19 protein-coding genes, 1 tRNA gene and 2 pseudogenes are annotated in these 19,651 nt (G+C 67.0%); 7 read left to right on the top strand and 15 right to left on the bottom strand.

Translation table 11 applies throughout. The features are described from left to right. A partial coding sequence (dnaA, locus tag VF662_RS13125; protein WP_464141977.1) for a chromosomal replication initiator protein DnaA occupies positions 1 to 813 on the top strand: 813 nt, incomplete at its 5' end. Positions 814 to 826: 13 nt separating this feature from the next. Here the strand turns inward: dnaA and VF662_RS13120 are convergent. The 5 genes from VF662_RS13120 to secB all read right to left on the bottom strand — a co-directional run bounded on the left by VF662_RS13120 (position 827) and on the right by secB (position 5,854). Continuing rightward, a complete protein-coding gene (locus tag VF662_RS13120) occupies positions 827 to 1,795 on the bottom strand; it encodes a TraB/GumN family protein (protein WP_464141974.1) in 969 nt (322 codons plus the stop codon). Between the two features lie 142 nt (positions 1,796 to 1,937). Next, positions 1,938 to 2,627: a DUF4136 domain-containing protein gene (locus VF662_RS13115; protein ID WP_464141971.1), complete on the bottom strand. Its 690-nt coding sequence runs from the start codon at positions 2,625 to 2,627 to the stop codon at positions 1,938 to 1,940. Between the two features lie 98 nt (positions 2,628 to 2,725). Further along, complete coding sequence (gene trpS / locus VF662_RS13110; RefSeq protein ID WP_464141968.1) at positions 2,726 to 3,724, bottom strand: tryptophan--tRNA ligase; 999 nt, start codon at positions 3,722 to 3,724, stop codon at positions 2,726 to 2,728. 2 nt (positions 3,725 to 3,726) lie between these two features. Beyond that, a complete protein-coding gene (gene murJ / locus VF662_RS13105) occupies positions 3,727 to 5,310 on the bottom strand; it encodes a murein biosynthesis integral membrane protein MurJ (RefSeq protein ID WP_464141966.1) in 1,584 nt (527 codons plus the stop codon). 22 nt (positions 5,311 to 5,332) lie between these two features. Next, on the bottom strand, positions 5,333 to 5,854 hold the full coding sequence (secB, locus tag VF662_RS13100) for a protein-export chaperone SecB (RefSeq protein ID WP_464141963.1): 522 nt from the start codon (positions 5,852 to 5,854) through the stop codon (positions 5,333 to 5,335). Positions 5,855 to 6,064: 210 nt separating this feature from the next. On the opposite strand from secB, the gene VF662_RS13095 reads away from it, so the two are divergent. The 3 genes from VF662_RS13095 to VF662_RS13085 all read left to right on the top strand — a co-directional run bounded on the left by VF662_RS13095 (position 6,065) and on the right by VF662_RS13085 (position 8,487). Further along, positions 6,065 to 6,688, top strand: a complete 624-nt coding sequence (locus tag VF662_RS13095) for a Tim44/TimA family putative adaptor protein (RefSeq protein WP_464141983.1) — start codon at positions 6,065 to 6,067, stop codon at positions 6,686 to 6,688. 121 nt (positions 6,689 to 6,809) lie between these two features. Continuing rightward, positions 6,810 to 7,982, top strand: coding sequence for a murein transglycosylase A (mltA, locus tag VF662_RS13090; protein ID WP_464141980.1), 1,173 nt, complete (start codon positions 6,810 to 6,812; stop codon positions 7,980 to 7,982). Continuing rightward, positions 7,963 to 8,487: a Smr/MutS family protein gene (locus tag VF662_RS13085; RefSeq protein ID WP_464141960.1), complete on the top strand. Its 525-nt coding sequence runs from the start codon at positions 7,963 to 7,965 to the stop codon at positions 8,485 to 8,487. The genes mltA and VF662_RS13085 overlap by 20 nt, the downstream gene beginning before the upstream one ends. Here VF662_RS13085 and dapE read toward each other — a convergent pair. After that, complete coding sequence (dapE, locus tag VF662_RS13080) at positions 8,471 to 9,610, bottom strand: succinyl-diaminopimelate desuccinylase (RefSeq protein ID WP_464141958.1); 1,140 nt, start codon at positions 9,608 to 9,610, stop codon at positions 8,471 to 8,473. The genes VF662_RS13085 and dapE overlap by 17 nt on opposite strands. Before the next feature lie 47 nt (positions 9,611 to 9,657). Here dapE and VF662_RS13075 point away from each other — a divergent pair, with 47 nt between their 5' ends. Continuing rightward, positions 9,658 to 10,110 carry a cupin domain-containing protein gene (locus VF662_RS13075; protein ID WP_464141956.1) on the top strand — a complete coding sequence of 151 codons (453 nt, stop codon included), beginning with the start codon at positions 9,658 to 9,660 and terminating at the stop codon, positions 10,108 to 10,110. Here the strand turns inward: VF662_RS13075 and VF662_RS13070 are convergent. The 7 genes and pseudogenes from VF662_RS13070 to VF662_RS13040 all read right to left on the bottom strand — a co-directional run bounded on the left by VF662_RS13070 (position 10,104) and on the right by VF662_RS13040 (position 14,219). Further along, on the bottom strand, positions 10,104 to 10,769 hold the full coding sequence (locus VF662_RS13070; protein WP_464141954.1) for a glutathione S-transferase family protein: 666 nt from the start codon (positions 10,767 to 10,769) through the stop codon (positions 10,104 to 10,106). The genes VF662_RS13075 and VF662_RS13070 overlap by 7 nt on opposite strands. 10 nt (positions 10,770 to 10,779) lie before the next feature. Next, a complete protein-coding gene (gene yihA, locus VF662_RS13065) occupies positions 10,780 to 11,418 on the bottom strand; it encodes a ribosome biogenesis GTP-binding protein YihA/YsxC (protein ID WP_464141951.1) in 639 nt (212 codons plus the stop codon). After that, positions 11,415 to 13,118, bottom strand: a complete 1,704-nt coding sequence (gene yidC / locus VF662_RS13060; protein WP_464141948.1) for a membrane protein insertase YidC — start codon at positions 13,116 to 13,118, stop codon at positions 11,415 to 11,417. The genes yihA and yidC overlap by 4 nt, the downstream gene beginning before the upstream one ends. A gap of 28 nt (positions 13,119 to 13,146) precedes the next feature. Next, the gene (yidD, locus tag VF662_RS13055) at positions 13,147 to 13,359 is read right to left on the bottom strand and encodes a membrane protein insertion efficiency factor YidD (RefSeq protein WP_464141945.1); all 213 of its coding nucleotides are present in this window, start codon (positions 13,357 to 13,359) and stop codon (positions 13,147 to 13,149) included. Continuing rightward, positions 13,356 to 13,664: pseudogene (gene rnpA / locus VF662_RS13050) on the bottom strand (ribonuclease P protein component); the annotation flags it as partial. The pseudogene rnpA and the gene yidD, both read right to left, overlap by 4 nt. Before the next feature lie 14 nt (positions 13,665 to 13,678). Further along, entirely contained in the window at positions 13,679 to 13,813 is a 135-nt protein-coding gene (gene rpmH, locus VF662_RS13045) for a 50S ribosomal protein L34 (protein ID WP_447056063.1), read from the bottom strand. 85 nt (positions 13,814 to 13,898) lie between these two features. Continuing rightward, positions 13,899 to 14,219, bottom strand: a complete 321-nt coding sequence (locus VF662_RS13040) for a hypothetical protein (RefSeq protein WP_464141942.1) — start codon at positions 14,217 to 14,219, stop codon at positions 13,899 to 13,901. A 114-nt stretch (positions 14,220 to 14,333) separates the two neighbouring features. Between VF662_RS13040 and VF662_RS13035 the strand changes: the two genes are divergently transcribed. Both VF662_RS13035 and VF662_RS13030 read left to right on the top strand, forming a co-directional pair. Continuing rightward, positions 14,334 to 15,842 (top strand): YifB family Mg chelatase-like AAA ATPase, encoded by a 1,509-nt coding sequence (locus VF662_RS13035; protein ID WP_464141939.1) that lies wholly within the window; start codon positions 14,334 to 14,336, stop codon positions 15,840 to 15,842. A 48-nt stretch (positions 15,843 to 15,890) separates the two neighbouring features. Beyond that, a tRNA-Leu gene (locus tag VF662_RS13030) sits at positions 15,891 to 15,975 on the top strand. Positions 15,976 to 15,991: 16 nt separating this feature from the next. Here VF662_RS13030 and VF662_RS13025 read toward each other — a convergent pair. Further along, positions 15,992 to 17,038: a DNRLRE domain-containing protein gene (locus VF662_RS13025; RefSeq protein ID WP_464141936.1), complete on the bottom strand. Its 1,047-nt coding sequence runs from the start codon at positions 17,036 to 17,038 to the stop codon at positions 15,992 to 15,994. Continuing rightward, positions 17,038 to 19,651 (bottom strand): annotated as a pseudogene (locus tag VF662_RS13020) (hypothetical protein); the annotation flags it as partial. The pseudogene VF662_RS13020 and the gene VF662_RS13025, both read right to left, overlap by 1 nt.

Here is a 19,651-nt window from a genome sequence, read left to right as displayed (position 1 = left end):
ATCTACATGTCGGCCGAGAAGTTCATGGTCGAGTTCGTCGCGGCGCTCCGCGCCAACGATACCAACCAGGTCAAGCAGCAGCTGCGCGCCGCCGACCTCCTCATGATCGACGACGTGCAGTTCATCGCCGGCAAGGAATCGACGCAGGAAGAATTCTTCCACACGATGAACGAGATCATCTCGGCCGGCCGCCGCCTCGTCATCTCGTCCGATCGCGCTCCGCAGGACCTCGACGGGATCGAGCCGCGCATCCTCTCTCGCCTGTCCTGGGGCCTCGTTGCCGACATCAACCAGGCGGATCTCGAGCTCCGGCTCAACATCATCCTCAAGAAGCTGGAATCGCTCCCTGACGTGAGCGTGCCGCAGGAAGTGGTGATGTTCCTCGCCAAACGGATCAGCTCCAACGTTCGCGAGCTTGAGGGCGCGCTGAACCGCATCGCTGCCTATGCGATGATGAGCGGCCGGGCGATCGACCTCGATTTCGTCGGCGAGGTGCTCGCCAACATCCTCCGCGCCAACCAGCGCCGGATCTCGATCGATGAGATCCAGGGCAAGGTCTCCGACCATTACCGCATCCGCAAGGCGGAGATGACCTCCGCCCGACGCGCCCGCGAAGTCGCCCGCCCGCGGCAGGTGGCCATGTACCTGTCCAAGCAGCTGACGCCGCGCTCGCTCCCCGAAATCGGCCGCCGCTTCGGCGGGCGGGACCACACCACGGTGATCCACGCCGTCCGCCAGATCGAGAAGCTGCGCGCCCAGGATCCGGAGCTCGATTCCGACATCCGACTGCTGACCCGCCAGCTCGAGAACTGACGGGTCCAGCCGGTCAGCGCTTCCAGCGCGGCCCCTGGATATCGAAGCCGGCGGCCGAAAGGTCGTCGAGCACGCCGCCCGGCCGAGCGAGGCTTCCGAGGCTCACCACCGCCACCGTCAGCTGCGGCTCCGTCATCAGCCGCCGCATCAGCGGCCTCAGGTCCGTGTTGGGGATGATGCCCCAATTCTTGGGCGAGCAGGCTTCGGCCGTCTTCTCGGCGGGGGAGGCGAGCACATCCGGCACGCGCCGCTGCGCCCATGCATCCGAATGCTCCTTGACCGCTCCCGGCCCTGCTTCCGCGAGCGTAACCGCCGAAAGCAGGCACGGCACGTAGTTGCGCGGGGGCGAGGCGAAGAAGTCCTTGAGGATCGGCTTGGCCTTGTAGCTCGTGATCGGAACCCGCTTCAGCTTGTACTTCTTGGCCGCCCGCTCGACATATTGGCCGGCTCCGGGGCCGTATCCGCGCTTGCCCTTAGCCGCGTCCCTCAGATCCTCGGCAACCACCAGCGGGTGCGAACGCTCGAACCCGGCCTTCAGCACGCCCCGGTTCTTAAGCGCCACCAGCCGCTGGAACTGGTCCGCCGGCATGAACTGGGCGAGCGTCTGGCCCTTCGGGAGCGTCGCCATCTTCCGCGCCTGCCAGATGATGCCGAAGATCGCGAAGGGGGAGGCGGTGAGGCCGACCATGCTCGGGAACATCACCCGGTCGGCCTTGCGCAGCGTGTCGGTGAGGGCGCCGGGATCCCAGCGCGTATCCTTCGACACGCCCTCGATCGAGCCGATGAGGACGATGCTCGTCTTCGGGCCCGTCACCCTCCACACCGGTATCCCGGTGCGCCGAGCGGTGACGACGATCTCCTCCACCGCCTGCTCGTTCGTCGCCCGCGCCTGCTGCGGGGCTGAAGCCTGCGGCGCGGCGGCTGCCGCGCAAACGGCAGTCATCATCCCAAAAGCGGCAGCCCGCTTCCACATCCCCGTCATTTCCCCTCCCGATGATCTTGTTCTGGTGCCGCCGAATGTGGGCCCGGCCGGTGAATGGCAGTTGAACCGCAACCACCTGCCCGCGCACAAAAAAAGAGAGCCGGTCGCCCGGCTCTCTTTCTTGCTCGATCGGTCGCGGCGCTTAGCGGCGGTCGCGGCCGGGCGGCGGCACCGTGATCCGCACGGTTTCGCCGGAATTGCCCGGGAAGCCGGTGAACATCGCCTCGACGAGGTTCGGAACCAGCGTCTGGAGGTCGTCGGTCCGCGAACGCGCCTTGGCCGTGCCCTCGAACAGCGACTGCCCGTCGGCCGTGCGCTTGATGTCCATGTCGAGATAGCTCGTATAGACGGTGTAGACGCTGACATCCCGGTCGAAGGGCGAACCCCAGAACGGGTCGTTCCAGCCGTAATAGAAGGGCGAATAGGCCCGACCGAAATAGCCGTAGCGCGAATAATAGGGGCGATAGAAGGGGTGCCCGTAGCCGAAGGGCCCGTAGCCGAAGGCGCCGCGGGCGCTCGGATAGGTCACCACTTCCTGCTTGCCCTGGTCGACGCCGTAATCGAGCTCGACGACGAAGGTCGCGGCGCGGGGAGACGGGGCTTCGCTATAGCCCTGGGCGATGAGGTGCCGCCGGACGAGGTCGGCATAGCGCGAGAATTCGAGACCGCCGCGATCGCGCGGATCGGCCGGCTGGATAACGAAGCTCTGGCCCTGCGGCGCAGGCATCGCCTGGAAGCGGGTGACCTTGGTCGGAAGGCCGGTCGCGCAGGCGCTGAGCGCAAGCAATGCGGCCGGGGCGGCAATGGTAAGAAGTTTCTTTGAGATCGACATGTTACGCGGCCTTTCTCAGCCCGAGTCTCGGAAAGTTATAGAATATCCGGCCATTAGAGCCAAGCCGCTGAACGGTTGCTGAAGAACGACGAGCCGATTCAGGCTCCGCCGCGAAGCCCGAGCGCCCTGTAGGCACCGTCGAGAGTCGGCTGTGCCGCAGCTGCTGCCTTCCCGGCGCCGGCGGAGAGAATGCGGTCCAGCTCCGCCGGATCGGCACCGAGTTCGTCGAGGCGCGCCTTGATCGGCCGAAGCGTTTCCACCAGCAGCTCCGCAAGCGCCGGCTTGAAGGCTCCGAAGCCCTTGCCCGCATGTTCGCCAAGCACGTCCGCCGGCTCCCGGCCTGTCAGCGCCGCGTAGATGGTGACGAGGTTCCGCGCCTCCGGCCGCTCCGCCAGCTCGTCCATCGTCTCCGGCAGCGGCTCCGGATCGGTCTTCGCCTTGCGCACCTTTTGGGCGATCGTGTCGCCGTCGTCGGTGAGGTTGATCCGGCTCATGTCGGACGCGTCCGACTTCGACATCTTCGCATTGCCGTCGCGAAGGCTCATGATCCGGGCGCCCGTCGCTCCGATCAGCGGCTCGGGGAGCGTGAAGAGCTCGACTCCGTAGTCGGTGTTGAACTTGGTCGCGATGTCGCGGATCAGCTCGATATGCTGCTTCTGGTCCTCGCCCACGGGGACGTGCGTCGCCTGGTAGAGCAACACGTCCGCCGCCTGCAGCACCGGATAGGCGTAGAGGCCGACGGAGGCGCCTTCGCGGTTCTTGCCCGATTTCTCCTTGAACTGCGTCATCCGGTTCAGCCAGCCGATCCGCGCTGTGCAGTTGAGCAGCCAGGCCATTTCCGGATGCGCGGGGACCCGCGCGTGGTTGAACAGCACCGCCTTCTCTGGATCGATGCCGCAGGCGATCAGGGCCGCCGCCATCTCGCGCACGTTCGCGGCAAGCTCGGCCGGATCGATATGAACGGTGATCGCGTGCAGATCGGCGAGGAAGATGAAGCAGTCGCATTCATCCTGCATCGTCACCCAGCGCTTGATCGCGCCGAGATAGTTGCCGAGGTGGAGGTTGCCCGTGGGCTGGATGCCGGAGACCACTCGCATCGTCATTCCTTCGCTTGCCCTTCGCGCGCCCGGCGCCTCATCAGGCTCTTGAGATCGGCCATCGTGAACGCGCGGGTCACGAAGCAGGCGATGGCGTAGATCGCGCAGCCGGAGCCGACCAGCACCGCGAGCGTCAGGTAGCGCTCGACGAACCGGCCGTTGAGATAGGGATCGAGCAGGTGATCGAGCCCGAATATCGCGGCGCCCATCAGCAAAGCCGCGAGGGCGAGGCGCGGGACCCGGCGCCGAAGCTGCGCATCCACCTCGAAATGCCCGCGCTTCCGGAGCGTCCGGTAGAGCATGAAGACGTTGACCGTCGAAGCAAGCGCGGTCGCGAGCGGCGGCCCCACATGGCCGATCAACGGAATAAGGATGAGGTTGCCCACGATGTTCACGCCCACCGACCAAATGGCATAACGCACCGGCGTTCTCGTATCCTGCCGGGCGTAATAACCGGGCGTCAGCACCTTCACGAGCACGTAGGAGGGGAGGCCGATCGAAAAGCCGGCCAGAGCGAGCGCGCAGTTGCGCGTGTCGACCGCATCGAACTCGCCATATTGGAAGAGGCCGCGGACGATCGGCTCGGCCGCGACGATCAGCGCCACCATCGCCGGAAGCGTCAGGAAAAGCGCGAGCTCGATCCCGCGGTTCTGGGTCTCCATCGCCTCCGCCTCGCGGCCGGCGCCGAGCTGGCGCGAGACGGTCGGGAGGAGGATGGTGCCGAGGCCGATGCCGATGAGGCCGAGCGGAAGCTGGTTCAGCCGGTCGGCATAATAGATGTAGGAGAGCGAGCCGGAGGCGAGCAGGCCGCCGGCCAATGCGCTCGAAATGATGAGGTTGATCTGCGAGGCGCCGGCGCCCGCGGCGGCCGGAACGATCAGCTTCATCAGCCGCCGCACTTCGGGATCGAGGCGCGGCCGCCGGGGCTTCAGCGACACTCCGGAAGCGCGGCAGGCGAGCGCCAGCCAGCCGAGCTGGAGAAGCCCGCCGACGGGCACGGCAATCGCCTGCGCCCGCGCCGTCTCGTAAGGATCGCCGTTGAAGAAGAGCAGAGCGGCGACCATTGCGATGTTGAGCAGGATCGGCGCAGCCGCATTCACCCAGAATCTATCCACCGAATTGAGGATCCCGCCCAGCAGCGAAGCGAGGGAGATCAGCATCAGATAGGGTATCGTGTATCTCGACAGCTCGACCGCGAAGGCGAATTGCTCCGGCGTCGGGTTCTGGTGCCTGAAGCCGAGCGACATGCCCCAGGTGATCGGCCATGCCGCCAGCAGCATCGCCCCCGTGAAGACGAGCAATGCCACGAACAGGACCGCAAGCGCCCGCTCGGCAAAGGCGAGGCCGGCGCCGATCTCGCCCGTCTCCGCCACCTTGCGGTTGAACATGGGAATGAAGGCGGCGGAAAAGGCGCCCTCCGCGAAGAGGGCCCGGAACATGTTCGGGAGCCTGAACGCGATCGTGAACGCGTCCGAGGCGAAATTCGCGCCGACGTAGCGGGCCTGAAGGGAATCGCGGACGAGGGCGAGGATGCGGCTGACCAGTGTCAGCCCGCCGACCGAGCCCAGAGATCGCGTGAGATTCACCAGCCGTCCCCCCGGCCGGCCGTCAGGCGTCGCCGGTTTCGAGCGAAGCCTGGGCTCCGGTCGCTTCGGCCTGCACCTGCGCGGCGCGCTCCATGTAGAGCGCTCCGAAATCGATCGGATCGAGCACGAGCGGCGGGAAGCCGCCGTCGCGGATCGCGTCCGCAACCACCCGGCGGGCGAAGGGGAACAGAAGGCGCGGGGCTTCGGCGAGGAGGAAGGGCTGGAGCTGCTCGGCCGGAACGTTGCGGATCGCGAACAGGCCGGCATAGAGAAGCTCGACCGCGAACGCCGTGTTGCCGTCGGCGCTGGCGGTGACTTCCATCTTCAGTGCGACCTCGTGAACGTCGTCGCCGACGGTCGCGGCGCCGATGTTGAACTGGACGTCGATGCTCGGCTGAGCCTGCCACTGGTAGACGGCGGGGGCATTGGGATTCTCGAAGGAGAGGTCCTTCACATATTGAGAGATCATCCCGACCTGCGGCATCGTGTCTTCGCCGTTGGCGAAGCTCTCGTCCGCGCCCGCAAAGCCCTGTTCTTCGGCCATCTTCGTACCTTCTGAATGATGAGGAAAGTCCGGCCGCCGTGCGGCCGCTACCGTGCGCGGTGCGGGTAGCAGGAGCAGTGGCGGCGCGCAACAGACGAGCCGGCTCCGGAGCGCGGCGACTCGCCATTTGAATCCGGGCGCGCGGAGGCCTATGTAGGGACCTCTATTCATGGAGAAGTGCGCGTGACCGTGGAGATTGTCCTGCTGGCGATGGTGGCCCTGTTCGTTGGCCTCCGCCTTTACGCCGTGCTTGGGCGCCGCACCGGTCACGAGCAGCAGCCGGTGACTCGTCCGGACGCGGTTCCGGGCTCCGAAGCGCCGCCGCCGGTTGCCGACGTCGCGCCCGAGCGCACCGAAGGAAGCGGCTATGCCTATGAGGACAAGGCCGCGGGCGGCGTCAGGGCGATCGTTTCCGCCGATCCGGGCTTCGACGTCGCGCGCTTCCTGGAAGGCGCTCAGGCGGCTTACCGGATGATCCTCGAAGCGTTCTGGAAGGGCGACCGGGACGAGCTTGCGCATCTGGTGGGCGATGAGGTTCGTTCGAGCTTCGACGAGGCGATCGCCGCACGGGAAGCTGCCGGGCACCGGCTCGACAACCGCCTGATCGCGATCGAGCGGGCGATGATCGAGGATGCGGAGCTCCGCGGCCGGACCGCGAGCATCACGGTGCGCTTCGATGCCGACATCGCCGCGATTACCCGGGACGAGGCCGGCGAAGTGGTTGCAGGTTCGCTCACAGACGCGGTCGTGACCCACGACCTCTGGACCTTCCGCCGTACGCTCGGCAGCGCCGATCCGAACTGGCTGCTGGTCGAGACCGACGAAGCGGCCTGAGCGGCAGCGCTTTCCTATCGGCCGCGCTTGCGGTTATGCCTTGGGCGTGACCGCTTCCGAATCATCATCGTCTCCGCACCGGCGTGGCCGGCGCGCCCGCGGGCTTTGGCGCCGCTCGGCTCTGCTTGCGGTGGTGGCGCTTGCGCTCGGCAGCTGCGCGAGGACGATCGCGCCTGAAGCGCCGCCGGCCGCGCCGCCTCCTGCGGCTCCGGTGGCGGCCACGGCGCTCGCCGCGGGGGTGAGCGCGGGTCCGGCCCTGGCGAGCCTCGGCCTCGCCTCGGCGCGGGCGGCGCAGGCGCTGGGCGCATTCCGCATCTCCTGTCCCTCGCTGGTGAAGCGGACCGATGCGTCGGGGCTTACCCGTCCCGAGGATTGGCGGCCGGCCTGCGAAGCGGCCGCGTCATGGCCCGATGCGAATGCCGCCGCCTTCTTCGAAACGCATTTCGAAGCGGCGGAGGTGGGGCAGGCGCCCGCCTTCATCACCGGCTATTTCGAGCCCCAGATCGCCGGATCGCGCACCCGGATGCCCGGCTATGATGTGCCGGTCTACCGAAGGCCGCCGGACCTCGTCGATGCCGACGCCGCTGCGATCGCCGCCGGGGCGACGATTAAGCGCGGCCGAATGGAGAACGGCGTTCTCGTCCCTTATTACGAGCGGTCCGAGATCGAGGAGGGGGCGCTTGCGGGGAGGGGGCTCGAGATCGCCTGGGCCGCGGATCCGATCGAATTCTTCTTCCTCCAGATCCAGGGCTCCGGCCGGCTTCTGCAGCCCGACGGCAGCGTGATCCGGATCGGCTATGCCGCGCAGAACGGGCGCGAATATGTCGGCATCGGCAAGCTGATGAAGGATCGCGGGCTGCTCGGCCCCGGCCAGACCAGCATGCAGGGCATCGTCGCCTGGCTGCGCGCGCATCCCGAAGAGGGCCGCGCCATTATGCGCGAGAATAAGAGCTATATCTTCTTTCAGGAGCTGACCGGCCCCGGGCCGCTCGGATCGCTCGGGCTTCCGGTGACGGGGCGGGCAACCGTCGCCGCCGATCCCAAGTTCGTGCCGCTCGGAGCGCCGGTGCTGCTGTCGGTCGACCGCCCGGAAGCGACCGGCTTGTGGGTCGCGCAGGATACGGGGGGCGCGATCAAGGGGGCCAACCGCTTCGATACCTTCTGGGGCGCGGGCACCGAGGCCGCGACGATCGCGGGCGGGATGACCGCACGCGGCAAGGCTTATCTCTTGCTTCCCAAGGGCGTCGTGGCGCGGCTGAATGCGGGCGGCGGCGATGCGCCGGCTCGCCCCTGAGGAGCGCGCGCTCTGGGAGAAGGTGATCGCAAGCGTTCGCCCGCTCCGCCCGCGGACAGGCGCCGAGGCTCCGCAATCACCCGCGACTGAAGCCGCGCCCGCGGCTCCCAAAGCTCCGGCCGCTCGCCCAAGGCCGGTAGCGGCGGCGAGGAAGGCGGAGCCGGGCACCACTCTCGATTCAAGCTGGGACCGGCGGCTCGCGCAGGGGCTGGTGCAGCCGGATTTCACCGTCGATCTTCATGGCCACAATCTCGCCACCGCCTACGATCTCCTCGACCGGCGGCTGGACGATGGAGTCTCGACCGGTGCGCGCCTGATCCTGCTCATTACGGGCAAGCCCCCGACCGGGGAACGCTGGCCGGTGCAGAGGGGTGCGATCCGGGCCGCCGTGGGGGACTGGCTCGCCGCGTCCCGCCACGCCGGCAGCATCGCCGCCGTCCGCGGCGCGCACCGGCGCCACGGCGGCACGGGCGCGCTCTACATCGTTCTCAGGCGCCGCCGCTGAGCGCGGAGCGGATCACCCGCGCATAGATACGCTGGAGGGCGTATATGTCCTCCACCGCCGCCGCCTCGTCGAGCTTGTGCATCGTTGCATTGGGAAGGCCGAAATCGACGACCGGGCAAAGCTTGATCAGGAAGCGCCCGTCGGACGTGCCGCCCGCGGTGGAGAGAATGGGGGCAATCCCCGTCTCCGCTTCGATCGCGCCCGTCACGAGGTCGTAGAGCGGCCCTGGCGGCGTCAGGAACGCCTCGCCCGAGATCCGTGCTTCGACCGTCGCTCCCGGCGCTGCCTCTTCCACCGTGCGTCTCACCAGCGCAACGAGGTCCTCGCCGCGGTGGAGGTCGTTGAAGCGGATGTTGAGCTGCGCGGTCGCGGCTCCGGGGATGATGTTCGTCGCCTTTGTGGGTGTCGAAACGGCGGTGAATTCGAGGTTCGACGGCTGGAAGGCGTCGGTGCCGTCGTCGAGGTGGAGCGCGTCCAGCGCCGCTAGCGCCCGGGCGAGCTTCGGCACCGGATTGTCTGCCCGATGCGGATACGCCACATGCCCCTGAACCCCCGGTACCGTGATCCACATATTAACGGTACCGCGCCGTCCGATCTTCACGATGTCTCCGAGCCGGGCCTCGGAGGTTGGTTCGCCGATGAGGATCATGTCCGGGCGGATGCCGCGCTCCTCCATCCAGGCGATGATCGCCTGCGTCCCGTGAATGGAGGGCCCTTCCTCGTCGCCGGTGATGATGAGGCTCAACGTCCCACGGTGCTCCGGAACCTCGGCGCAGGCGGCGACGAAGGCGGCGATCCCGCCTTTCATGTCGACCGCTCCCCGCCCGTAGAGGAGGCCGCCGCGGATCTCCGGCTTGAACGGATCGCCGGTCCATCCCTCTCCAGGAGGGACGACGTCGACATGGCCCGCAAAACCGAAATGCGGCCCGCCGCTGCCGCGCGTCGCGAACATGTTCTCGACCGGGCCGTCCGGGGCGTTTCCGGAGAGGAAGCGGTGCACCTCGAAGCCGAGCGGCTTCAGCGCCTCCTCCAGCACCGTGAGCGCGCCCGCTTCGAGCGGCGTGACGCTGGGGCAGGCGATGAGGCGGGAGGCGAGCTCGACGGGATCGATTGCGGTCGTCATCGCCTCCGCCTAGCAACCGGACGGACACTTGCACAGCGGAGTGAGCGATGCCGAAGATCGATCTCGATGCGATCGAGCCGAGCAACAAGACGACTTATCCCATGCCGTTCGCGGCGGACATGGGCGGCCGATATTCCCGGCGCCTCGCTCCCGCCACGGGGCTTACGGACTTCGGCGCAAGCCATGTGACGCTGGAACCCGGCGGCATCTCGAGCCAGCGGCACTGGCACGTAGAGGAGGACGAACTCGTGATCATGCTGTCGGGCGAGGCGGTGCTGATCGAAGACGAGGGCGAGACCCCGATGCGTGCTGGCGACCTCGCCGTTTTCCCCAAAGGCGCTCCGAACGGGCATCACCTAGTGAATCGCAGCGACAGCCTTTGCGTGTTCGTTGCCATCGGACGGCCACCGGTAAACGGGATGTGCTATTATTCGGACGTCGATCTCGTCTGGGACGGGCTGAACGGCCGCTTCACGCACAGGGACGGCACGCCCTATTGAGCTGGCGTCTCATAGCGTTCGATCACCCAGGGTTCCTCCTGCGCCGCCTCCATCCAGTCCCGCATCCAGGGGTGGTTGAGGATCGCCTCCATATAGGCGGCGGCGAAGCGAGGAACCGGGATCGAATAGGTGACGAAGCGCGTGACCACCGGCGCGAACATGATGTCCACGGCGCCGAAATCGCCGAACAGATAAGGCCCTCCGGAGCCGTGGCGGGCGCGCGCTTCGGCCCATAATTCGAGGATTCGGATGATCTCCGTCCGCACCTCTTCCGAAAGCTCCTTCTGCGGGAATTGCTTCCGGAGGTTCATCGAATGCTCGCGTCGGAGATTCTCGTAGCTGGAGTGCATCTCGGCGGCCATCGAACGCGCCATGCCGCGCGCCGCATCTTCTCTGGGCCAGTAGCGGGCGCGATCCGTCTTGTCGGCAAGCCACTCGATGATTGCGAGCGAATCCCAGATCACCGCCTTGTCGTCCCACAGAACCGGCACCTTGCCGCCCGACGGGGCGAACTCGTCTCCCTTTCGGCGCTTGTCCCAATCCTCGTCGAACATCGGCACCGTGATCTCCTCGAACGGGAGACCCGATTGCTTCACCGCGAGCCAGCCGCGGAGCGACCAGGATGAGTAAGCTTTGTTGCCGATGATGAGCTTCAACATGGATTTCCCGCTACACGACCGCTTCGATCACTGCCCTTCGTAACTGATCGATGCCGAGCCCGGTTTCACTGGAAGTGGCGATGATTTCCGGATGGGCGGCCGGGCGCTTCCGAGCCTCGGCCGCGGTCTGGGCCGTCACTTCATCGAGCTCCGTGGCCTTGATCTTGTCGGCTTTGGTGAGAACGAGGTGATAACTTACGGCCGCATCGTCGAGCATCTTCATGATCTCGCGATCGATGTCCTTGATGCCGTGGCGGCTGTCGACCAGCACCAGCGCCCGTTTCAGCGCCTGCCGGCCGCGCAGATAGTCGTTGACGAGGAAGCGCCACTTCTTCGCAACGTCCTTCGGCGCCTTGGCGAAGCCGTAGCCAGGCATGTCGACGAGCCGCATCCGCAGCGGCTCGCCGATGTCGAAGAAGTTGAGCTCCTGCGTCCGCCCCGGAGTGTTCGAGGTGCGCGCGAGGTCCCGCCGGTTCGTAAGCTTGTTGAGCAGCGAGGATTTGCCGACGTTGGACCGGCCGGCAAACGCGACTTCCGGCGCGGCCGGAGCGGGCAGGAAGTTGAGGCTCGGCGCTGACTTCAGGAACGCGATCGGCCCCGAAAACAGCTTCCGCGCAACCTCGTCCAGATCGGATGCTTCCTCGCTCACTTCGCTTCCGGTGTCGCCGCCAGCCCGGGATAACGGCTGTAGAGGAACTTCTGCTGCGCGATCGTGAGGAGGTTCGACACCGTCCAGTAAAGCTGGAGACCGGCGGCGAAGGGCGCCATCACGAACATCAGCACCCAGGGCATAATCGAGAAGACCTGCTGCTGGACCGGGTCCATCGGAGCCGGATTGAGCTTGAACTGGAGCCACATCGTGATGCCGAGCAGGATCGGCAGAACGCCGAGCGCCAGGAAGTGCGGCGGCGTGAAGTCGAGATAGCCGAACAGGTTGACCGGCGTCAGCGGATCGGGCGCGGAGAGGTCCTTGATCCACAGGAAGAACGGCTCGTGCCGCATTTCCACCGACAGCATCAGCACCTTGTAGAGCGCGTAGAAAATCGGGATCTGGAGCAGGATCGGAAGGCAGCCCGCCATCGGGTTCACCTTCTCCTCCTGGTAGAGCTTCAGCATCTCCTGCTGCAGCCGCGGCTTGTCGTCCTTGTGCCGTTCCTGGAGCGCCTTCACCTTCGGCTGGAGCACGCGCATCGCAGCCATCGACTTGAACTGCCGCTGCGCGATCGGGAACATCAGCCCGCGCACGATGAGCGTCAGGCAGATGATCGCCACTCCGAAGTTGCCGATCACTCCGAACAGCCAGTTCAGGAGCGAGAAGATCGGCTTCATGAACCAGCGGAACCAGCCCCAGTCGATCGCCCGTTCGAGCTCGGTCCCGAGCGCTTCGGAGTACCGCTCCAGCAGCTTCACTTCCTTGGCGCCGGCAAAAAGATGCGATCCGTAGCGGGTGATCTTGCCGGGGGCGACGATGGTGGGAGCAGGGGTTTCGACCGCCTGGAACCCGCCCGTGCGGCCGCGCAGGAATCCAGCCTCGACGCTGGTGCGCTGGTCCGGGATCACTGCCGCCAGCCAATATTTGTCGGTGAAGCCGAGCCAGCCGCCGGTGGAGGAGAAGCGCTGATCGCCTTCTTTCTTCAGATCGTCGAACGTGAACCCGTAATTGGCTGCCCCGTTGAAGACGCCGACCGGGCCGACATGGCTGGTCCAGCTGCTGGGATCCTTGGACGGCGTCGCTCGGCTGATGAGCGAGAAGGGACGTACCGCGATCGCGGCGGGGCCGGTATTGGCGACGCTCTGCTCGGCCGTGAACAGATAGCCGTCGTCGACCGCCAGCTTGATCTGGAAGATCTGCCCGCGGCCGTTGTTCCAGCTCAACGTCACCGGCTGCCCGGGAGCGAGGCGCGCGCCGCTTGCCGTCCAAATCGTGTCGGTGCCGGGCAGGAGAACGCCTTCGCCGGTCCATCCGAAGTTCGCGAAATAGGCGTCGTGAGCTCCCGAGGGCGAGAAGAGCTGGATCGGCGGCGAATTCTTGGCGAGGCCCTCGCGGTGCTTCAGCAGCAGCAGATCGTCGATGCGGGCGCCGCGCAGGTTGATCGAGCCCTGGAGGCTGGGCGTCGCGATCGGAAGCCGCTTTGTTTCGGCAAGCACGATCTTCCGGCCGCGTATCGCCGCCGGCGTATCGGCCGCCGGATCCGCCAGCGGCTTCGGGAGCGGAACCTGCTTACCGTTCACGCTCTTGGTCGAAGGCGGGTTGGCGGTGGGGAAGTAGCGCTCGGACAGGAAGCTCCAGCCGAACAGGACGAGCGCCGAAAGGACGATCGCCAGGATCATGTTGCGGTTGTCGCTCACTTACTTCTTCCCCTCAACGGAACAGCCCTTACGGTACAGGATCGTAGCCATGGCCCCCCCAGGGGTGGCATCGAGACAGGCGCCTGGCGGCAAGCCAGCTGCCGCGGAGCGCTCCATAGCGTCGGAGCGCCGTGATTGCATAGGCCGAGCAGCTCGGATTGAACCGGCAGCTCGGCGGAAGGATCGCCGACGGCCCTTTCTGCCACCCCTTCGCGACCAGGATGAGGAGCTTGGCGATCATTGCGACAGCTTGCGCAATGCCTTGCGGAGCTCGGCTGCAAGCTCCTGGAACGGCCGCTCGACGCCTCCGGCACGGCCGATCAGGACGTGGTCCGCGCCTGCTATTCCGGCCTCGGGGAGGATCTCCCGCGAAAGCGCACGGAAGCGACGCTTCATGCGGTTGCGGACGACGGCGCCGCCGATCTTCTTGGTGACCGTGATCCCGAGCCGCATCGCCGCATCGCCGTCCTGCCGCTCGCGGACGAGCAGGACGAAGCCGGGCATGGGGGCGCGGCGGCCGCGGTTCGCAGCCAGGAAATCCGCGCGGCGCGTGAGTGTGGTTAGGCCGACAGGACCTTGCGGCCACGGGCGCGGCGCGCAGCCAGGACCTTGCGTCCGCCTACGGTCGCCTTGCGGGCTCGGAAGCCGTGACGCCGCTTGCGCACGAGATTGCTCGGCTGGAAGGTGCGCTTCATCGCTCATACCTCGAAACTGAAATGAATAGGGCGGCCACTTGGACCGCCTCGTTGGGTGCGCGGATAGGCAAAGAGGGGGCGTAAGTCAATCATCTTGCGCAAGCGCCGCCGCCTCCCGCTGCTTGCGTATCTCCTCGCGCCGGCGTGCGCTGGGCCTCCGCATGCCCCAATCCGTCCAGCGGCCCTTTTTGGGGTGCTTGCGCTTGAACTCCACATATTTCCGCTTGGCCCATTCGCTATATTTGAGCGTGAGCGCGAGGCCTGCGGCGAACACGAGGATACCCCCTGGTCCCGGGAGGACGCCGGCCAGGGGCGAGACGATCATCAGGAACAACCCCAGGATGAACAGGGCGCTCCGGACGGCCGGCACCTTGCCCGCGGCGATCCATTGGTCTCGTAAGCTCATCGCATCCATGTGGTTAGGGTGTGTTAGCTCCGCAAGACGCGGTGCTCTCCGCAATCTATCGACAAGCCATAACGCTCCCTCCAAAGTGGATGTTTCTTGGAAGGGGGGTCCTGGATGGTCGCGCATGTCGCCACGGTTGCGTTCCTGGGGCTTGAGGCGCGTGCCGTCGAAGTGCAGGTGCAGATCGCAAGCGGCCTGCCGAAATTTCTCGTGGTAGGCCTGCCGGACAAGGCAGTGGGGGAGAGCCGGGAGCGGGTCCATGCGGCGCTGGCATCGATCGGGCTGTCGCTTCCGCCCAAGCGGATCACCGTCAACCTCTCCCCCGCCGATCTCCCGAAGGAGGGATCGCATTACGACCTGCCGATCGCCTTGGGGCTGCTTGCCGCGATGGGCGCGATCGATGCCGAGACGCTGGCGCAATATGTGGCGGTGGGTGAGCTCGGGCTCGACGGGCGGCTGACTCCGTCGCCGGGCGTGCTCCTTGCCGCCATCCATGCTTCCTCGCGCAGTCTCGGCCTCATCTGCCCGGCGGCGCAGGGGCCGGAAGCGGCCTGGGCGGGGGACATAGAGGTGATCGCCGCCGCCGACCTCATCTCGCTCCTCAACCATTTCCGCGGCAGCTCCGTGCTTTCGCCGCCGGCGCCGGGAGAGGCGGACCCGCCGGGGCTGGGGCCGGACCTAGCGCAGGTCAAAGGGCAGGAGACCGCCAAGCGATCGCTCGAGATTGCCGCAGCCGGAGGACATAACCTCCTGATGAGCGGCCCGCCCGGCGCGGGGAAATCGCTGCTTGCCGCCTGTCTCCCCGGGATTCTCCCGGAGCTGACGCCGAGCGAGGCGCTCGAGGTCTCCATGATCGCAAGCGTCGCGGGAGCGCTGGTCGACGGGCGGCTGATCCGGAGCCGCCCGTTCCGTGCGCCGCACCACAGCGCCTCGATGGCCGCGCTTGTCGGCGGCGGTCTCAAGGTGAGGCCCGGCGAAGTGAGCCTCGCTCATCTCGGCGTGCTGTTCCTCGACGAGCTGCCGGAATTTCAGCGCAGCGTGCTCGATTCGCTTCGCCAGCCGCTTGAGACCGGCTCGGTGAGCGTCGCCCGCGCCAATGCCCATGTGACTTTCCCGGCCCGGGTGCAGCTGGTGGCGGCGATGAACCCCTGTCGATGCGGCCACCTCGGCGATCCGGCTCTCGCCTGCTCCCGCGCGCCGCGCTGCGCAGCCGACTACCAGGCCAAGGTGTCGGGGCCTTTGCTCGACCGGATCGATCTTCACGTCGATGTGAACGCCGTCGCCGCCGCCGACCTGGTGCTTCCGCCACCCGCGGAAGGGTCGGCGGAAGTCGCGGCTCGAGTCGCCGCGGCGCGCGACATCCAGACTGCGCGCTACGAAAAGCATGGCATCCGAACGAACGCGGAAGCCGACGGCGACCTGCTCGACGGGGTGGCGACGCCGGAGGAGCCGGGACGGCGGCTTCTGGCGCAGGCCGCGGAGGCGATGCGGCTCTCGGCGCGCGGCTATCACCGGGTGCTCCGGGTCGCGCGCACAATAGCCGACCTTGCCGGCGCCGAGACCGTGGGGCGGATCCATGTCGCCGAGGCGCTCAGCTACCGGAGGCAGGCGCCGCGCAATTGAGCGCGGCTGTTGCGGGGCGCCACTGCCTCGGCTAGACGCGCTTCGCGTGCCCCTGTGGTGGAATTGGTAGACGCGCTCGACTCAAAATCGAGTTCCGAAAGGAGTGTCGGTTCGACTCCGACCGGGGGCACCAGCGCCGCAGCTTCGGTCTAGTCGACCTTGAACCGGTAGCTGATTGTGAAGTTCGGAGAGCCCGAGCTCCCTGCTGCCGCGAAAGTGCCCTTCGGGCTCACCTTGATGTGAGTCACCGCTCCGTCATAGCCGCTTGCGTCGGGCACGGGCGTGTAATTGTAGGTCGCGCCGTTGTCGTTCGAGAAGGACACGTCGTCGGTGGTGCTCGAAAGGCTCGTATAGGTGTAGGTGAGGCCGCTCGTCGGCGTCCCTTGAGCGAAGGTCAGCGGACCCGAACCCGTGCTCCCCAGATCCTTGACGTAGAGGCTGGTCTGCGTGGGCACCGCCTGCACCACGACGAACGAATTGGAATCCGCATAGCCCGCGCTGCTGCTGGTGATCTTGAGCGAGCGGAGCGCGATCGCGCCTGGGATCAGCTTCGGGTTCACGCTGAGATTGTACGTGTCCCAGCTGACCGCGGTAGTGGCTGCGGTCGAGAACGAGGGGGCGGGCTGCGTCACCACCACCAGCTGGGGCCGCTGCGTCGTCGTGCTCCATTCCCGGCTGGTGAAGGCGGCGGAGCTGTTGCTTCCGCCGATCCTTAACATCAGTCCGTAATTGGCTGTTCCGGAACGCCATTGAGTGACGAGCGAGGTCACGTCGATGTCATAATAGCGGCTCGTGGCCGATGGCGTGAAGGAGGCGCTGGCGAGGCTGTCGTGGGTCAGCCCGCTGCTGTTCGCCCATGTGAGGGTCGACTCCCCCCAGCTTTGGGTGACCCGGTGGACACTCACCGCGGTGCTGCTCGCGGTCGTGACCCAGATGCGCAGCGTCGCACTCGTGAGGCGCTGGCCGGAGGGGATGCCGGAAAGATCGAACTGGTAGAGCGCTCGATACTCGCCTGTAGAGTGGGCCCGGACGTTGACGGTGGTGCAGCTGCCGCAGTTGCTGCCTGTCGCGTTGGCTCGAATATCGGTGTCCTGGGTTGGCGACAAGGTAGAGCTTGTCTGGGCGACCGCCGGCTGCGCCGCGACCAGCAGCGCCCAGAGGCAGGCGACAAGCACCAGGAACGGGGAAAGGCGCATCACCGGCGGCCGAGTCCGAGCCCCTGCAGGCTCAATTGGTCGAATTTCAGGCGCATCGTCACATAGGGGCCGGCGCGGGTGTAGCGGCTTTCCTCGAAGTCGCGGTCGCTGAAGCCGACGAGGTTCCAGCCCACCGACATCCAGCCGTTCTTGAAGGGCGTGATGCCGATATTGGGGCCGGCCGAGTAAGCGAGGCTGCGGCCGCCCGCGCTTTGGCGGAGGCTCGCCGCGCCGCCGAAGTCGATCGTGTCCGAGAGGTCGAAGCGCAGATCGGCGCCGACGACGTTGCTCCAGCCCTTGATGTCGTCGCCCTCGAAGCGGTCGTCGACATAGCGCGCGCCCCAGAAGAGCGAGACTTCCGCGCCTTCGGAAGAGTAGTTGACCGACAGGCTGTTGATCATCCGCCGCGAGCGCGCGTTGCCGGTGACGGTGAGGGGGGCGCCGATCGGCCCCGCCGAACCGGCGACGGCATTGGCGACCGCGTCCTCGCGGAGCTCGAGCTTGTCGAGCCACGACCAGCGGCTTGCCGAGGGGCGGTGGGCCCAGCTCAGTTGAAGATTGGCGGTGCGGGTCTCGGCGCCCTGGTCCGCTTTGGCGGTGAACCAGTTGAGCGCGGCGCCGAGCGCGCTGCCCTCGCCGATCTGCCGAAGCGCCGCGGCGGTGAAGCCGTAGCGGTCGTCCCGATCGCCGGCGCGGTATTCGGCGCGCGCGGTGAGGCTCCAGAGGGCGGCGCGATAAGTGGCTCCGGCGGTGACGGCGGTGAAATCCTCGGTCAGGCGGTCTCCGCTGCCGATGAAGCCGCCGCCCGCAACCGGGTGACGAGGGTTCAGAACCCGTGCTGGATCGATGCCGCCGAGCGTCTTGTTGCCGTCGACGGAGAAGTCGACGGACCAGTTGGCGTTGACGACGAATGACTGGGCAAGGCCGAATGCCGCGAAGCTGCGCGGCCCGTATTCGGCAATCTCCTGCCTGTTGCCGGTGACGGCGATGCGGGCGCCGGCCCAGGGCTTCAGGTCGAAGCCGATGCGGGCGGTGCGGGCATCCGCATGCTCGCCGTCCGCCAGCTCGTAGGCGCCGATCAGCTGTACCGCATTGCTGAGGGCATAGCGGGCGCTGAGGCGGTGGCGAGCCGGGAAGTCGACGCTCTCGTCCTTGCCGCCGAGCGGGATCTCGGTCTGCGCGTCGACTTCGAGCCGGTTGGCGAGAAGGCGCTTCGAAGCGCCGAGCTGGAGAATGGTCGAACGCGCGGTCTTTCCGTCGGCAAGGCGATCGTTGGCGAAGGTGATGCCGGCGCGGGCCGAGGCGCTGGCGCCGCGATATTCGACGAGCGCGCGGCCGGCGACGCGGCGGGCGTCGCTCGCGAGATAATCCTCATGCCAGGCGCTGCCGGTGACGGACCAGGCATCGGTGATACGCGCGCGGCCGTCGATCCCGAATTTGCGGGTGCCGGTCTCGGCCCCGTTCTGCTGGCCGAGGCCGAAGCCGGCCTGCTGCTCCCGGCCATAGGCGATCACGTCGAAGCGCGAGCCGTGATGCTCCGCCTCGATTTGCCATGCGGTGGCGGTTCCGGCGGAGTCGCTGACGGCGGCTTCGGCGCGGATCTCGGTAGCCTCCGCCGGGCGGTAGCGGATGTCGGCGCCCACCAGGTTCGTCTTCCGCTGCCCGTCGTCGTCGTGAATCGCCGTCGCGGCGATCTGGAGCTTCTGGTCGGCGGTCCGCCAGCTTGCCCGGCCGCCCGCACTGGCGGCGCGGCGGGCAACGCCGTCCACCTCGTAATCGGCCACGATGAACTGCGGATCGAGCGAGGAGGAGCGGCTGAGGATCGGCTCGCGGAAGCGGAGGGTGCCGGCCACATAGTCGATGTCATAATCGACGTGCCGGGTCATCAGGCGGCGCTCGACGATCCGGTCGGAGCGGAGGCGGTCGCGAACTTCGATGACGACGCGCTCGCTGTTGGCCAGGATGTCGCGGGCGCCGAGCGCGTAGGGGCCGCTAAGGCCGTTGCCCTGGATTTCGTCGCGGCCGTGGCGGTTCGGCGTATCCGCGGCAAAGGCGGTCGCCGACACGCGGTCGGAGCGGTATTCGGCCTTGAGGCCGTTCAAGGCACGGACGTAGCGGGCGAGCTCCGGCTCATCGATGCCCGTCTCATAGTCGCCGAACAGGGCGTAGAATTGCGGCCGCTCCAGCTTCAGGTAGAGCCGGCGAACGGACGCGGCATCGTAGCGGCGCTCGCTGCGATCGGCATAGACGGTGTAATAAGCCTGGGGATCGATGACGCCGCCGAAGCGGCTTTCATCTTTCGACTTGTCGCTGTCGTAAGACAACGTCATCAGCCACTTACCCTTCACTCTTCCCTTTGCATATAAGGCAAGGCGGCCGTCCTTCAGCAATTTGCCCCCGCTCTCGGGCAGCCGTTCCATGCGCTTATCGAGCCGGTTGTAACCGGCCGTGCCTTCTGCGAGGCCGACGATTGTCCACGGGCGCTCGCCCGGATCGAGCCAGGCTTCCACCCTCTGCTCGCGTGCAGTCTCGCCGTCGCGGAAGCGGAAGCGGAGGCTGACGGTGCCGGAAGCGGTGGTGGGCTCGAGCTCGACATAGGCGATGCCTTCATCC

The organism is Allosphingosinicella sp. (assembly GCF_036387215.1).
Lineage (GTDB): Bacteria > Pseudomonadota > Alphaproteobacteria > Sphingomonadales > Sphingomonadaceae > Allosphingosinicella.
The sequence above is the reverse complement of the archived record's forward strand: the minus strand, read 5'-3'. Positions and strand labels throughout refer to the sequence as shown.